Source organism: Variovorax sp. W2I14, assembly GCF_050435205.1.
Classification (GTDB): Bacteria; Pseudomonadota; Gammaproteobacteria; order Burkholderiales; family Burkholderiaceae_C; genus Variovorax; species Variovorax paradoxus_C.
In genome coordinates, this window is the sequence record NZ_JBNDJX010000001.1 from 2080179 (window position 1) to 2095006 (window position 14828).

Below are 14828 nucleotides of genomic sequence, written 5' to 3' on the forward strand. Positions count from 1 at the left end.
CAAGGCTTCGATGGTTTCCAGTTCTCCCGAGGCTTCGGGGCCCGATCAGCCCGCCTCGCCTGCTTCCTCGGCAACCAGCGCCCCTTCATCGACAGTGCCCGGCCTGTGGCGCCGGATGGCCTGCTGGCTCTACGAAGGCATGCTGCTGTTCGCGGTGGCCATGACGGCTGGCTGGCTTTTCAGCGCCCTCAGCCAGATGCGCAACGCCGTGGATGAGACACGCCGTCCGCTGCTGCTCGCCTATCTGTTCGTGGTCTTCGGCGTGTACTTCGTCTGGTTCTGGTGCAAGGGACAGACGCTGGGCATGAAGACCTGGAACATCCGCATCGTGGACCGGCAAGGCCGCCCCCTGACGCAATCGCGCGCATTCCTGCGCTATGTCCTGAGCTGGATCTGGCTTCTGCCTCCGCTGGCACTTCATCCCTTGCTGGGCGTGCCCGTGGTCGAAACGATGGTCCTGCTGCTTGGCTGGATCGCCGTCTGGGCCGTGCTCGCCCGTTTTCACCCCGAGCGCCAGTTCTGGCACGACGCCTGGGCCGGTACGCGGCTCATCACCTCCAAGCCAATGAGCCGCCGATGAGTGCCCTGCCCGAGCTTCCCGACCCCGCCGTCAATCCACAAAAAGCCCGCAAGGGCTTCGAACGCGTCTTTCATGCCACGCTGATCTCGCTGCACGGGCTTCGCGCCGGCTGGAGCGAACCCGCCTTCCGGCAGGAAGCGATCCTGTCGATCGTGATGATCCCGGCCGCTTTCTGGCTCGGCCGCAGCTGGGTCGAGGTGGCACTGCTTGCCGGCAGCGCCATCCTGGTGATGATCGTGGAGTTGCTCAACACCGCGGTCGAGGCCGCCATCGACCGCATCGGCCCCGAATGGCACGACCTCTCCAAGCGCGCCAAGGACATGGGCAGCGCCGCGGTTTTGCTGTCGCTCACGCTGTGCAGCGGCATCTGGGCGGCGGCGTTGTGGACGCGCTTCGTGTCATGAGCTGGCCAGCGTCCCGAGGCATGATGGCGGGATGAATCCTGAATTTTCGATCTGTGTGTATTGCGGCTCGCGTCCTGGCGAGCGCCCCGAGTTTTCCGAGGCGGCCAAGGCTGTCGGCCAGTGGATCGGCCAGCATGGCGGCCAACTGGTCTACGGTGGCGGCCGCACCGGCCTGATGGGCACGGTGGCCGAAGCCACCCGCCTGGCCGGCGGCCGCGTCGTCGGCATCATCCCCAAGGCCCTCGTCGACAAGGAACTGGCCAACCCCCTCTGCGACGAACTGCACGTGGTTGACACCATGCACGAGCGCAAGGCGATGATGGGCGAGCGTGCCGATGCCTTCATCGCCCTGCCGGGCGGAATCGGGACCTTCGAGGAGCTGTTCGAGATCTGGACCTGGCGCCAGCTCGGCTATCACGACAAGCCGACCGGCATTCTCAACACCGCCGGCTACTACGATGGCCTGCTGGGCTTCCTCGCGCACAGCGTGCGGGAAGGCTTCATGGGCGACTGGCAGATGACGCTGATCCGCACTGGTACCGACGCCACCGAACTGCTCACCGCACTGCGCGCCGAAGTGCCGCTCCATCCGCGCGAGGACAGGCTGTCGGAAAACCTCTGACGCCCGCCTCGAAAGAAAAAGCCCCGGTCATCGGGGCTTTTTTGCTTCAGACGGCGTTTTCGTTCTCTTCGCCGGTACGGATGCGCACGATGCGCTCGACGGCGGTCACGAAGATCTTGCCGTCCCCGATCTTCCCGGTGCGCGCCGAATTGACGATGGCTTCGATGCAGCGCTCCACATCGCCCTCGTTGACGACCACTTCGACCTTCATCTTGGGAAGAAAGTCGACCACGTACTCGGCGCCGCGGTAGAGCTCGGTGTGGCCCTTCTGGCGGCCGAAGCCCTTGACCTCGGTCACGGTCAGGCCAGTGACGCCCACTTCGGCCAAGGCCTCGCGCACGTCCTCGAGCTTGAAGGGTTTGACGATGGCGGTGATCTGCTTCATGGTTTTCGTGCTCCGGCGGTTTCGTTGAATTTGCTGGTGATAGGGTAACGCCAATCCTTGCCGAAGCTGCGGTGGGTGACCCGGATTCCTACTGGCGCCTGGCGCCGTTTGTATTCATTGACCTTGATGAGCCGCGCGACCCGCTCGACCACCGCGCGTTCGTAGCCCGCGGCAATGATCTCGTCGATGCCCTCGTCGTCCTGCATGTAGCGTGCCAGGATGCCGTCGAGGACGTCGTAGGGCGGCAGGCTGTCCTGGTCGGTCTGGTCGGGCCGAAGCTCGGCGCTCGGGGGACGGGTGATGATCCGCTCGGGGATCGGCGCGGCGCCGGTGCCGTACGGGTCGTGGGCATTGCGCCAGCGCGCGAGGGCGAACACCGTGGTCTTGAGCAGGTCCTTGATGACCGCGAAACCGCCCGCCATGTCGCCATAGAGCGTGCAGTAGCCGGTGGCCATTTCGCTCTTGTTGCCGGTGGTGAGCACGATGGACCCGAACTTGTTCGACAAGGCCATCAGCAGCGTGCCGCGGATGCGGGCCTGGATGTTCTCCTCGGCCGTGTCTTCGGGCAGCCCTTTGAATTCCTCGGACAGGGCGCTCTTGAAGGACTCGAAGCTGTGCTTGATCGATATCTCGTCGTAGCGCACGCCCAGGCGGTTCGCCATCTCGCGCGCATCGATCCAGCTGATGTCGGCGGTGTAAGGCGAAGGCATCATCACCGCGCGCACCTTGTCCTTGCCGAGTGCATCGACCGCGATGGCGAGCACCAATGCGGAATCGATGCCGCCCGAGAGCCCCAGGATGGCGCTCGGGAAGCCGTTCTTGCCGATGTAGTCGCGCACGCCGAGCACCAGGGCGTCCCACAGTTGCGCTTCGGCGTCGCGCGGAGCGGCCACCGCACCGGGCTCGACTACGAAGCCCACGCCCCCTTGGGACGCGCGTTCCAACTGCGCGAAGACCAATTTCTCCTTGAAGCTCTCGGCCTGCATCGCGAGTGCGCCGTCCGCCTGCAGCGCGAAGGAGGCGCCGTCGAACACCACCTCGTCCTGCCCACCGACCAGGTGCGCATAAACCAGCGGCAATCCCACGGCACGCGCGCGATCGGCCATGCGCGCCACGCGCTCTCCCTCCTTGCCCACGTGATAGGGCGAGGCGTTGATCACGGCGAGCACCTCGGCCCCCGCCGCACGGGCCAGTTCGGCCGGCTGGTCGAACCAGGCGTCCTCGCAGATCAGCAGACCGACGGAAACCCCGCCCGCCTCGAACACGCAGGTGCCCTGCCCCGGCGTGAAATACCGGCGCTCGTCGAACACCTGGTAGTTCGGCAGCTCGCGCTTGGCGTAGGTCTCCAGGATGCGGCCTTCCTTGATCACGCTGGCCGCGTTGTGCCGCATCTGCACTGCCACGGAGCGGCTGCGCAGGCTCCCGCCGGTCGGATGCCCCACCACCACGACCATGTCTTTGAGGTCGGCGAGCGCAGCGGCAATGCCTTTCACGGCATCATCGCAAGCTTCGGTGAAGGCGGGACGCAGGAACAGGTCCTCCGCCGCGTAGCCGGCAATCGAGAGTTCGGGCGTCAGGAGCAGACGCGCACCCAGTGCATGGGATTCGCGTGCGGCATCGACGATCTTTTTTGCGTTGCCGGTGAGGTCGCCCACCACAAAATTGAGTTGCGCGATGGCGAGCTTGAGCGTCATACAGAAGGAAGAAAAAGGCTTGAACGATTATGTCATTCGGGTTCTGGCGTCACCGTCGGACGTGAGCTCGAAAGCCTGGAATGCGCTGCTCGCCGCGCAGGCCGAGCCCTCGCCTTTCATGCGCCACGAATACCTCGCGGCGCTGCACGAAAGCGGGAGCGCATCACCCGCGAGCGGATGGACGGCGCAGTTCGTCACGCTCTGGCGCGGCAAGCAACTCGAAGCCGCCTGCCCGGTCTACATCAAGGACCATTCCTACGGCGAGTACGTCTTCGACTGGGCCTGGGCCAACGCCTATGAGCAGCACGGGCTCGCCTACTACCCGAAGGCCGTCGTCGCCGTACCGTTCACGCCAGTGCCGGGCTCACGCCTCCTGGCACGCGATGCGCAGAGCCGCACGCTGCTGGTGCAGGCGCTGGTTGCGTGGTGCAAGCAGGAAGAGCTTTCTTCCCTGCACCTGCTGTTCGGCGCCGACGAGGACATCGCCGCATGCACCGAAGCCGGGCTGATGCTGCGCAACACGGTGCAGTTCCATTGGACGAATGCGGTGCCCGCGCCCGACACCGACGCGCCTCAGCTGTCAGAGGGAGAACGCTCAGCCCTCGAACAGCCCGGCTACCCCGACTTCGACGCCTTCCTCGCCAGCCTCGCCCACGACAAGCGCAAGAAGATCCGCCAGGAGCGCCGCAAGGTCGCCGAGGCCGGCGTGAGCTTCCGCTGGTCGCGCGGCAAGGACATCTCGAAGGCTGACTGGGATTTCTTCTACCGCTGCTACGAACGCACCTACCGCGAACACGGCAACCCGCCTTACCTCACGCGCGATTTCTTCCAGCGTATGGCCGATACCCTGCCCGAGGCCTGGCTCCTGTTCGTCGCCGAGCGCAATGGCAAGCCCATGGCGACCAGCCTGATCGCACTCTCCACGCAGCCGGACGAACCGCTGGTCGCCTACGGCCGCTACTGGGGCGCGCTGGAGCGCGTCGACTGCCTGCACTTCGAGGCCTGCTACTACCAGCCCCTCGCCTGGTGCATCGAACACGGCGCCCAGCGCTTCGAAGGCGGCGCCCAGGGCGAGCACAAGATGGCGCGCGCGCTGATGCCGGTGAAGACCACCAGCGCCCACTGGCTCGCGCACCCAGCGTTCTCGGACGCGGTCGAGCGCTTTCTCGAGCGCGAGGGGGCCGGCATCGAGAACTACATGGACCACCTGGGCGAGCGCAGTCCGTTCAAGGCGGGGTGAGCGGGCTTTCGGCCAGGGATGTGCTCGATGCCGAGCGGCTCATGGAAGATGGCGGAAGGCAGGCGTTGCACCCGCACTTTCCATTTCGCCACCGCCCACCGCATCACGGCCGCCGAAGGGCCGGAATGCGCGCCCTCGCTGAAGGCGCTTGCGTGCGCGATGCGCGCCGTTCGCCTTTCGAACTCGAGGGCCTGAAGCGATTTACTTCTTGTACGCGGCGATGCCGTCGATGACTTCCTTCTTCGCCGCATCGATGCCTTCCCAGCCCAGCACCTTGACCCACTTGCCCGCTTCCAGGTCCTTGTAGTGCTCGAAGAAGTGGCTGATGGCCTTCAGGCGCATCGGGTTCACGTCGTCGACCGATTTCCAGTGGCTGTAGATCGGCAGCACCTTGTCGGTGGGCACGGCGAGCACCTTGCCGTCGACGCCGGCTTCGTCTTCCATCATCAGGATGCCCAGGGGGCGGCAGGGCACGACCACGCCCGGCAGCAGCGGGTAAGGGGCGATCACCAGCACGTCGACCGGATCGCCGTCGCCCGAGAGGGTCTGCGGCACGTAGCCGTAGTTGGCGGGGTAGTACATGGCCGTCGTCATGAAGCGGTCCACGAAGATCGCGCCGGATTCCTTGTCGACTTCGTACTTGATCGGGTCGGCGTTCATCGGGATTTCGATCACGACGTTGAAGGCATCGGGGACGTTCTTGCCGGGGGAGACTTTGTCGAAGGACATGACGTTTTTCGAGTAGTTGAAAAGTATTGGGGAGACCGGGACAAACCCTGAGTTTACTTTCCGTGTCACCGACCGGTCGCACGCACCCGCGTTTTTGCCTGTAAATTGCAACCGTTGGCCAATCGGCTCCGCACCTCGGTGCAGCGAGCTTCGAGGAAGCAACGCGACGGAAAACCTGGGTCCCGTACGCGTTGCGCGCAGGATCCATGCTGTCCGTCTCCACAAGTCACAACGAACGAATGGAGAAGCAAAGCATGATCGGCAACACCCCCCTGATACTCGCCATCGTCTGCGGCCTCGTGGCCGTCGGCTACGGTTTCTGGGCCCGAAGTTGGATTCTCGCCAAGGACCCGGGCAACGCCCGGATGCAGGAAATCGCCGCCGCCATCCAGGCCGGCGCCTCAGCCTACCTCGCCAAGCAATACACCACCATCGCGGTGGTCGGCATCGTCCTGGCGGTGCTCATCGCCCTCTTCCTCGACCTGACCACGGCCGTCGGCTTCGTGGTCGGCGCAGTGCTCTCGGGCGCCTGCGGCTTCATCGGCATGAACGTGTCGGTGCGCGCCAACGTGCGCACGGCGCAGGCGGCCACCAAGGGCATCGGCCCGGCGCTGGACGTGGCATTCCGCGGCGGCGCCATCACCGGCATGCTGGTCGTGGGCCTGGGACTTTTGGGCGTGACCGTCTTCTACTGGTTCCTTGCAGGCAGCGCGCCGAAGTCGGACCACACCCTGGCGGCCATCCTCAATCCGCTGATCGGCTTTGCCTTCGGCTCCTCGCTGATCTCGATCTTCGCGCGGCTGGGCGGCGGCATCTTCACCAAGGGTGCCGACGTCGGCGCCGACCTGGTGGGCAAGGTCGAGGCCGGCATCCCTGAGGACGATCCGCGCAACCCCGCCGTGATCGCGGACAACGTCGGCGACAACGTCGGTGACTGCGCCGGCATGGCGGCCGACCTGTTCGAGACCTACGCGGTGACGCTGATCGCGACCATGGTGCTCGGTGCGCTGATGGTCACCACGGCACCCGGCAATGCTGTGCTGTACCCGCTCGCGCTCGGCGGCGTTTCGATCATCGCGTCGATCATCGGCTGCTTCTTCGTGAAGGCATCGCCGGGCATGGTCAACGTGATGCCGGCGCTCTACAAGGGCCTGGCGGTCGCGGGCGTCCTGTCGCTGATCGCGTTCTGGTTCGTCACTGCATGGATCATTCCGGACAACGCCATCGCCGCGAGCGGCAGCCAGCTCAAGCTGTTCGGCGCCTGCTTCGTGGGCCTGGCGCTCACCGCCGCGCTGGTGTGGGTCACCGAGTACTACACCGGCACGCAGTACAAGCCCGTGCAGCACATCGCGCAGGCCTCGACCACGGGCCATGGCACGAACATCATCGCGGGCCTGGGCGTCTCGATGCGCTCGACTGCCTGGCCGGTGATCTTCGTGTGCATCGCGATCCTGGCTTCGTACTCGCTGGCCGGCCTGTTCGGCATCGCGGTCGCCGCGACCTCCATGCTGAGCATGGCGGGCATCGTGGTCGCACTGGACGCCTACGGCCCCATCACCGACAACGCCGGCGGCATCGCCGAGATGAGCGAGTTGCCCGACAGCGTGCGCGCCGTGACCGACCCGCTCGACGCGGTCGGCAACACGACGAAAGCCGTGACCAAGGGCTACGCCATCGGCTCGGCCGGCCTCGCCTCGCTGGTGCTCTTTGCGGACTACACCCACAAGCTGGAGAGCTTCGGGCTGAACATCAGCTTCAACCTGAGCGACCCGATGGTGATCGTCGGCCTCTTCATCGGCGGCCTGATCCCCTACCTGTTCGGCGCGATGGCCATGGAAGCCGTGGGCCGCGCCGCCGGTGCGGTGGTGGAGGAAGTGCGCCGCCAGTTCCGCGAGATCCCCGGGATCATGGAAGGCACCGGCAAGCCCGAGTACGGCAAGGCCGTGGGCATGCTGACAGGCGCGGCCATCAAGGAAATGATGATTCCCTCGCTGCTGCCGGTGGTAGTGCCGATCGTCGTGGGCCTGCTGCTCGGTCCGAAAGCCTTGGGCGGCCTGTTGATGGGCACCATCGTCACAGGCCTGTTCGTCGCGATCTCGATGTGCACGGGCGGCGGCGCCTGGGACAACGCCAAGAAGTACATCGAGGACGGCCATCACGGCGGCAAGGGCTCCGAGGCGCACAAGGCGGCCGTCACCGGCGACACCGTGGGCGATCCGTACAAGGACACCGCAGGCCCTGCTGTGAACCCGCTGATCAAGATCATCAACATCGTGGCGCTGCTCATCGTGCCGCTGGTGGTGAAGTTCCATTCCGGCGATGCGGCGGCGATGGCGCCCGCCAAGGTCGAGACGCCGCCTGCAGCCACGGCGCCCGCGCCCGCCCCCGCAGCCATGGCCCCCGCCACGCCGGCTGCAGCAGTTGCCACGGGCGCCGTGACGGCGGCCGAAGCCGCCGCGGTGAAGGTCGAGAACGGCGTCGTGAAGTTCTACTTCGCGAGCGCCAGTTCCGAAGTCGCGCCCAACGCCAAGGAGGCGTTGGCCGAGGTCATCAAGGCCGTGCAGAGCGGCAGCACCGTGCTCGTGAGCGGCTACCACGATGCGAGCGGCGACCCGGCCAAGAACGCTGAACTGGCGAAACAGCGCGCCATGGCCGTGAGCGACGCGCTCAAGGCCGCGGGTGCGCCCGAAGACAAGATCGAGCTGGCCAAGCCCGAGCAGTCGCAGGCCGACGGCCCGCCTTCCGAAGCGCGCCGCGTCGAAGTGAAAGTGAAGTCCTGAAGATGCCCACGCCCGCACGGCTCGAAGCCTTCATCGCCGCCGTGGAGGGCGGCGCGCATGCGCAGGCCATCGAGGACTACTACACCGAAGACGCCACCATGCGCGAGAACCAGGCCGAGCCGCGGCGGGGCCGCAGCACGCTGGTCGCGCAGGAAACCGCCGTGCTCGACCGGACCGAGTCGGTGGCGTCCACGTGCGTGCGGCCCGTGCTGGTGGACGGCGACCATGTGGCGATCCACTGGGTCTTCGAGTTCACCTTCAAGGGCGGCAGCCGGATGCGCATGGAAGAGATCGCCTGGCAGCGCTGGGACGGCGAGCGCATCGCCGAAGAGCAGTTCTTCTACGACCCGGCGCAGAGAAAGCCGGGCTGAAACGCAACAGAGGCAGGTGGTGAGCGTTTCGGGGCTGGCCTTTGGCGCACGACGCCAACCTGAAGCTGGACCTCGATCCGCTCAATCAGAACCTCGAGCAGATCGGCTAGCGCTGGCTCTCGGCCGCCACGGCGCGCACGAGGCGCGTGGCGGGTGCCACCAGCTCGCGCAGATCGCTGGCACGATCCTGCTCGATAGCCTGCAGCACCAGTTCGTTGATGCCACCGACGACTGTCATCGCCATCTCGCTCGTCAGGTGCGCGGCGGGGCCGCCTTCGGTGTCGCTGCTGTTGATGGCGACCTGGATGAAGTTGGCGATCTCGTCATTGACCCGGCGCCGCGCGGCGAGGCCCGGCATGCCGAGCCCCAGGATCTCGACGAAGAGCGTGCGCAGCAGGACCGGGTCCTGCGCCAGGTAGTCGAAGTACGCGGTCATGGCCTGCTCGACCTGCGCATGCCAGGGCTGGGCGGGATCGAAGGCCTCGCTCACGGCTTGCAGTGCGAAGCGGCTGGCGGTTTCGTAGAGCGCGATCAGGCATTCGGTCTTGGTGCTGAAGTGCTCGTAGAAGGTGCGGCGCGACACGGCAGCCTCGCGCACGATGTCGGCGATGGTCGTGTCGGCGTAGCCCTTGGCCGCCACGGCTTGAGCCATGCCTTGCAGGAGGCGCGCATAGTGCTCGCTTTCCGTGCCCTCGGCGGCTTTGGAGGCCACGGTTTTTTCGATGGTGTCGCTCATGAATGGCACATTTTCCTACGTCTTGGTACTTGACAGTACCAGCCTCGACAAGCACCATGGAGGCATGCGGTACGAATCTGTACCAGTCTTTCTTCCCACGATGTCCCGAGGATTGTTTTTCATGACTGAACTCGTTGTTCGCCGCCTGCTGATCGACCTGCAATCGCCCTTTGCCCGCAACTGGTGCGGGGGCGATGCATTCTCGACCGCCTTCTTCAATGCCCTGTCGATGAGCTTTCCCTTCGGCGAGCAATTCTTCATCGACGCCGTGCGCGACGCCGTCGCCACGCTGCCGCCCGAACTGCAGGAAAAGTACCGCACCGACGTGCGCGGCTTCATCGGCCAGGAGGCCACGCACCGGCGTATTCACTCGCTCTTCAACAACCATCTGGAGAGCCAAGGGTTGGTCGATGGCTGGACGGCGCGCGCGAACAAGCGCTTGGCACTGATGGAAGAAGCCGATCCGCGCCACGCGCTGGCGGTCACCGCCGCCACCGAGCACTTCACCGCAATGTTCGCCGAGTGGCTGCTGGCCCGCCCCGAGATCCTCGACGGCGCGGAGCCGCGGCTGCGCACCATGTGGCTGTGGCACAGCGCCGAAGAGCTGGAGCACAAGTCGGTCGCCTTCGACATCTACAAGGCCACGGGCGGCTCGGACGAATGGCGCAAGCGCTGGTTCCGCCGCGTGACCGTGATGTTCCTCGGCGACCTGATGCACCAGACCATCGACAACCTGCGCCACGAAAAACAGCTGTGGAAGTGGGCGACCTGGAAGAGCGCGGCGCGCATCCTGTTGAGCACGAACGGCCTGCTGCGCGGCAACCTGGGCGGCTGGCGCAGCTACCTGCGCGCCGACTTCCATCCGGCCCAGCAGGACAGCAGCCTGTCGACACGCTGGCTGGCCGACAACCGTGCGCAGTACACGCCTGTGGGTGCCGCGCCAGAGGCGGCCACTGCCGCCGCAGCGGCCTAGAACATGCTGGCGCGGTGCGTGCCGCCGGCGCTGTTCGCCTGCTGCTGGTCAGGGCGCAGGGCCAGGTCGTGCAGCGTGTCGAAATCCGAGGGCGCATCGGGCACCCGCATCACGACTTCGAGTTCGTGCATTGATGCGATCCAGCGACCGGCGGCCGAGTCGGCCGGTTCGTCGTTGGCGAAAGTGCCATCGCGGATGTAGAGGGTTTCGCCTTCAGGGCGCTCGGCGTGGAGTTCGACCAGCCGCGCAATCGAGAAGTTGTACGTCACGAGCTTCTCGCGCGTCTTGCGGTCCTTGCCGCCGCAGTTGAAGGAGCCTTCCGCTGCGATGACGATGCAGGAGCCTTCGACCCCGCCCTCCATGTCGATCTCGTTGCCGGAACGCCAGATGGCATTGGGCAGGCGCACGCGCACCTTGTCGATCACCAGATCGCGCTGCTTGTTGAGCGTGCCAAGAGGCGGCACCAGCGAACGCAACTGCCGCAGGCGCTCCGCGAAGTTGTCGTCCATGAGGAATTCGACGTGGTGCGTGGCGCTGCCGGACGAGCGCTTGACCACCTGCATGACGACATGGCGAGGTTTGCTCACGGCTGGCCCCCTTTGCATGCGGCGACGTCAACGTCCACGCCCGATGCCGGGCAGCCAAGGCCTTGCTGGATTTGTTTTGTCATCGGCTACAGATTAGAACTTTTGAATGACTGCAATTACATGCATCAATTGTGTCTAACTGTATATCGATTAGGTCCGTTTTGGAAGGATATCTGCGACATGTTCGCGCGGACATGTCGCCAAAACGTCGCCGTTTCGTGCTAGCCGAAAGTCAGCCCGAAGAAGCTTCCGACTGCTCCAAGGCTTCGTCCAGCGCCTTGCACGAAGGCGCGCACACGGTTTGCGACTTGCCCAGCACCTGGCGCGTGCGCAGCTGCGAGCGCACACGGTGCTTGCCGCACATGAAGCAGGACATGGTCGCCCCGCTGAACGACGCCGAAGCGCGGAACGGGGAACCCGGTGTCTTGGTCTTGTAGCGCAGGCCGTCCGCCACCACTGCCGTCTTCACTTCACCCTTCGCCATGCGTCTTGTCCTTGTTCGTTTTGGCACCGCCCATGGCGCGTGCAATGGCTTCCCGAGCGCTGACTTCAGCCGCAAGAGAAACGTCCAATGCCGAGCGGCAAAGCCCGGCGTGCTGATAGTTGAGGTTCTCATAAACCTCGGATGCGGCCGGATAGGCATCGAGCAGGCGGCCCAGATCGGCGCCTGGCTCGACATCCTCGAACGCATGCACCAGGTGCTCGACCACCGAGCGGTACTGCTCGGCGCCTACGGGTACGGCACTGTGTTCGAGCCGCTCCAGCAGTTGAGCCAGCACATGGGTCACTGCCAGATCGGTCTTGGGGGACGGATTATGGGTCGTGTTCATGGTTCGCATCTGGGGGCAGCATACGCCTATGCAAGTGGCTGGTCGTACAGGGCCGTTTCCGGCTCCCCCGCTTTCCGGGCCGCCTGCATGCGCTGGAGCAGGCTGTGGAGCATTTCCGTGGACAGCCCGTGGATCACCAGACGGTGCCCCGCCCGCAGGGTCGACAGGGGCACCAGCGGGTGCTTGTTGTTGACCAGGATCAGGTGCTCGGGCGCATTCAGGATCGTCGCCGTGTAGATGCCGATGGTTTCATCCAGTTGCAAGGAGTTGGCCGCGCGCCAGAAATCGTTGTCGGTCAGCATCAGCTGGTAGAGCGGCGTGAACAGCTCGATGGCGCTCTGCAGGTCGAGGAAATTGAGCTTGCCGTGGGGCATGTCCTCCAGCCGCAACCCCGGCTCCTTGATCATCGAGAAATCGACCTCCTCCGCCTTGCACAGCGCCACGCCCTTCTCGCGCAGCGCCGTATTGAGGCGAATCACGAAATTGAAGAGATTCAGATCGTGCTTCAGGAACATCTCGTCCTTCAGCGCGTCGATGTCCGCCGGCTCCAGCGGATTTGTGGCCACGGGCGCCGGCGAGTTGCGCCCGATGAACGCCAGCACCTGCGACCCCAGATGAAAGTGCCGAAGAATCAGCCAGTTGGCCTCCGGCGACACGAAGCGCTTGAGCCCCCATGCCAGAAAGCGATGCAGCAGCATCGAGTGAGACCAATTGCGCGGCACGAACACCTTCACGATCTGGATCAGGATGATCGTCAGCCGCGCAATGGGCCTGAGGAACGGCAGCAGGTACTGCCGCGACCCGGAGCTCGAATCCGCCAGCCACGCCGACTTGACGTTGTCCGGCAGCGGCGTGCTCTGGTCCAGGTACAGCGCGAGCCACGGGTTCGGGTCGCGCTCGTCGTGGGCTTGCGTGAGGAATTCAGGCGTTCGGCTCATGGGAAACCTCCGCCTTCGGCTGCGGTATTCGCCTTGGGGCGGCCCGGCGGCTCATCCGGCATCCGCTCCGTGATGTGCTGGAACTGCATCAGGTACAGCGCGGCCGTGTGGCGCGCGGTGTCGATGATCTGGCGGGCGGCACGGGCCTGCCCTTCCACGGTCATGACCATCTCCACCGCGGCGAGCCAGCGGTTCAGGTGGTTCTCGTCGTTATGGCCGTGGTACTCGAGAAAGCGGAAGGCGTCGGGCGGCAGCTTCACGCTCGCCTTGATGAGCGGCAGCAGCGCCGGCACGATGCGCTGGCCCGTGCCCTCGATGATGTAGATCGCACCCAATAAACCGATCGGGTCGCGCGTCGCGGCCAGGCCGTGCAGGTAGGCGTTGAGCGCCTCGCCGCCAGGGTTTCGGCGCAGGTCATCGATCTGCGCGACCGTGCCGCCGGCCTTCTTGTAGTCGCTGAAGAGGATGTTGAAGTCGTTCTGCTCTTCGCCCGCATGCACGTCGATCAGGGAGGCCAGCATCTGGTACGGCCCGCTCAGCGAGGCGGCGCCTTCGCGCATCCACTTGCTGCCTTCGCGCACCTGCGGCACCCATTGCTCCATCCAGTTCAGGTAGTCGGGCAAGGCGAGGCGGCGCTCGCGAATCTGGCGGATCAGCGGCGTGCGCCAGACGCGGGAGCGGTAGTCGTGCCAGATGGCGGCCAGCTCGGTGAGCAAGGCGCCCAGGCCCTCGGGGGCGGCGGCGGGATCGTGCGGAGGGGCGATGACAAGATCGTCGTCCGGCACGGCGGCAGCACGGGGCGCCGCCATCGTCGCAGGCGCCGCATCGACCGCTTCGACTTCCAGCAGCATGTACGCCGCCATGAAGCGCCCCGACTCGGGCACGTAGCAGAAGATCTGCTCGCCCGGCTTCAAGGTCTTCGTGTGAAGGAATTCGGCCAGCATGACGAGGATCGACGCGGCCCCCGTGTTGCCGCGCCACGCGAGATTGCTCCACCAGCGCTCGCGCGGAATCGACAGGTCGGCCTTGTTCATCAGGTCCTCGACCACCGGGATGAATTTTTCCGACGAGTAGTGGCACAGGAAGTGATCGACCCGCTTCGGATCGACCCAGCCGTCGCGCACCAGCCCCGCGTATTCATGGATGCCGATGTCGAACAGATGCGGCAGCAGGCGGATGTCCTGCCGCAGCGACAGCGCGCCGGCGGCTTCGGCCTCGGCCCACGAACCGAACTCGAGGTGGCCTTTCGCGCGGTCTTCGGTCAGGCCGAGCTGCATGCACACGGGGTAGTCGCCCGAGAAGGCGCGCTGGTGCACCCACTTCAATTTCAGGCGCAACCCGGGCGCGCCGGCCAGCGCAGGCGAGCCATCGGACAGCAGCAGCGCACCCGCGCCATCGGACAGCATCCAGCGCAGGAAGTGCGAGTCGAAGTCCGTCTCATACCCGCGCGCCGCGAAACGCGAGCGCTTGAAAAGCCGCGACGGCATTTCACTCGCCACCGCCATCGCCGAGCGGTGCGCGCCCAGCTCGATGCCTTGCGCAGCCGTCTGGATCGCCGACACGCCTGCCGCGCAGATGCCGTGCACCGAATGCGTCTCCATCGGCTGTGCGGCGAGTTCGCCCTGGATCATGTTGGCGAACCCCGGCATCAGCGTGTCGCCGCCCGAGGAGCCGCTTGCCAGCAGCGACACGCGCGACAGCTCCGCGCCGCCGCGCCGCAGGCAATCGCGAATGGCCCCCGCGGCGAGCTGCGCATTCGTGTGCTGCGTCACGCCCTCCGCATCGATGGCGTAGTGCCGCGTGAGGATGCCGTTCTCCGCGAGGATGCGCCGCTTGATGCGCTCTGACATGCGGTTGAGCGGCGCGATGTATGCGTCCATGCGGTCGTTGGGAATGGGCTCGCCCGGCATGAAATAGCCGGCGCTCTCGAGGTACACGCGTTGGAATGGAACAGGCATG

General features: G+C 65.6%; 16 protein-coding genes. 7 read left to right on the forward strand and 9 right to left on the reverse strand.

Translation table 11 applies throughout. The annotated features are described in order from the left end of the window. The first annotated feature begins 10 nt into the window (after positions 1-10). From QF040_RS09580 to QF040_RS09590, 3 genes are read left to right on the forward strand one after another with little or no spacing between them, the layout of a single operon-like run. Entirely contained in the window at positions 11-580 is a 570-nt protein-coding gene (locus tag QF040_RS09580; RefSeq protein ID WP_429610842.1) for an RDD family protein, read from the forward strand. Beyond that, positions 577-984: a diacylglycerol kinase gene (locus QF040_RS09585; RefSeq protein ID WP_013540977.1), complete on the forward strand. Its 408-nt coding sequence runs from the start codon at positions 577-579 to the stop codon at positions 982-984. Before QF040_RS09580 ends, QF040_RS09585 begins: the two co-directional genes overlap by 4 nt. Positions 985-1015: 31 nt before the next feature. Continuing rightward, entirely contained in the window at positions 1016-1606 is a 591-nt protein-coding gene (locus tag QF040_RS09590; RefSeq protein ID WP_013540976.1) for a TIGR00730 family Rossman fold protein, read from the forward strand. A 46-nt stretch (positions 1607-1652) separates the two neighbouring features. Here QF040_RS09590 and QF040_RS09595 read toward each other — a convergent pair whose 3' ends face one another. Continuing rightward, positions 1653-1991 carry a P-II family nitrogen regulator gene (locus QF040_RS09595; protein WP_013540975.1) on the reverse strand — a complete coding sequence of 113 codons (339 nt, stop codon included), beginning with the start codon at positions 1989-1991 and terminating at the stop codon, positions 1653-1655. Then, positions 1988-3685, reverse strand: a complete 1698-nt coding sequence (locus QF040_RS09600; protein WP_429610843.1) for an NAD+ synthase — start codon at positions 3683-3685, stop codon at positions 1988-1990. Before QF040_RS09600 ends, QF040_RS09595 begins: the two co-directional genes overlap by 4 nt. Positions 3686-3704: 19 nt before the next feature. On the opposite strand from QF040_RS09600, the gene QF040_RS09605 reads away from it, so the two are divergent. Further along, positions 3705-4925 carry a GNAT family N-acetyltransferase gene (locus QF040_RS09605; RefSeq protein ID WP_429610844.1) on the forward strand — a complete coding sequence of 407 codons (1221 nt, stop codon included), beginning with the start codon at positions 3705-3707 and terminating at the stop codon, positions 4923-4925. 201 nt (positions 4926-5126) lie between these two features. Here the strand turns inward: QF040_RS09605 and ppa are convergent, their stop codons facing one another. Continuing rightward, positions 5127-5654: an inorganic diphosphatase gene (gene ppa, locus QF040_RS09610; protein ID WP_013540971.1), complete on the reverse strand. Its 528-nt coding sequence runs from the start codon at positions 5652-5654 to the stop codon at positions 5127-5129. 254 nt (positions 5655-5908) lie between these two features. Between ppa and QF040_RS09615 the strand changes: the two genes are divergently transcribed. Continuing rightward, positions 5909-8434: a sodium-translocating pyrophosphatase gene (locus tag QF040_RS09615; protein WP_429610845.1), complete on the forward strand. Its 2526-nt coding sequence runs from the start codon at positions 5909-5911 to the stop codon at positions 8432-8434. A 2-nt stretch (positions 8435-8436) separates the two neighbouring features. Further along, positions 8437-8805, forward strand: coding sequence for a nuclear transport factor 2 family protein (locus QF040_RS09620; protein ID WP_429610846.1), 369 nt, complete (start codon positions 8437-8439; stop codon positions 8803-8805). Between the two features lie 106 nt (positions 8806-8911). Here the strand turns inward: QF040_RS09620 and QF040_RS09625 are convergent, their stop codons facing one another. Further along, positions 8912-9541, reverse strand: a complete 630-nt coding sequence (locus QF040_RS09625) for a TetR/AcrR family transcriptional regulator (RefSeq protein WP_429610847.1) — start codon at positions 9539-9541, stop codon at positions 8912-8914. A 121-nt stretch (positions 9542-9662) separates the two neighbouring features. Here QF040_RS09625 and QF040_RS09630 point away from each other — a divergent pair, with 121 nt between their 5' ends. Beyond that, entirely contained in the window at positions 9663-10514 is an 852-nt protein-coding gene (locus QF040_RS09630) for a metal-dependent hydrolase (RefSeq protein ID WP_429610848.1), read from the forward strand. On the opposite strand, the gene QF040_RS09635 is transcribed toward QF040_RS09630, so the two are convergent. The 5 genes from QF040_RS09635 to QF040_RS09655 all read right to left on the reverse strand — a co-directional run bounded on the left by QF040_RS09635 (position 10511) and on the right by QF040_RS09655 (position 14827). Beyond that, positions 10511-11101: a hypothetical protein gene (locus QF040_RS09635; RefSeq protein WP_307505511.1), complete on the reverse strand. Its 591-nt coding sequence runs from the start codon at positions 11099-11101 to the stop codon at positions 10511-10513. The genes QF040_RS09630 and QF040_RS09635 overlap by 4 nt on opposite strands. 232 nt (positions 11102-11333) lie before the next feature. Then, positions 11334-11585, reverse strand: a complete 252-nt coding sequence (locus QF040_RS09640; protein WP_013540963.1) for a hypothetical protein — start codon at positions 11583-11585, stop codon at positions 11334-11336. Next, positions 11572-11940, reverse strand: coding sequence for a hypothetical protein (locus QF040_RS09645; protein ID WP_041942874.1), 369 nt, complete (start codon positions 11938-11940; stop codon positions 11572-11574). Before QF040_RS09645 ends, QF040_RS09640 begins: the two co-directional genes overlap by 14 nt. A 17-nt stretch (positions 11941-11957) precedes the next feature. After that, positions 11958-12869: a DUF6999 family protein gene (locus QF040_RS09650; protein WP_429610849.1), complete on the reverse strand. Its 912-nt coding sequence runs from the start codon at positions 12867-12869 to the stop codon at positions 11958-11960. Next, positions 12866-14827, reverse strand: coding sequence for an iron-containing redox enzyme family protein (locus QF040_RS09655; protein ID WP_429610851.1), 1962 nt, complete (start codon positions 14825-14827; stop codon positions 12866-12868). Before QF040_RS09655 ends, QF040_RS09650 begins: the two co-directional genes overlap by 4 nt. Position 14828: the final 1 nt, after the last annotated feature.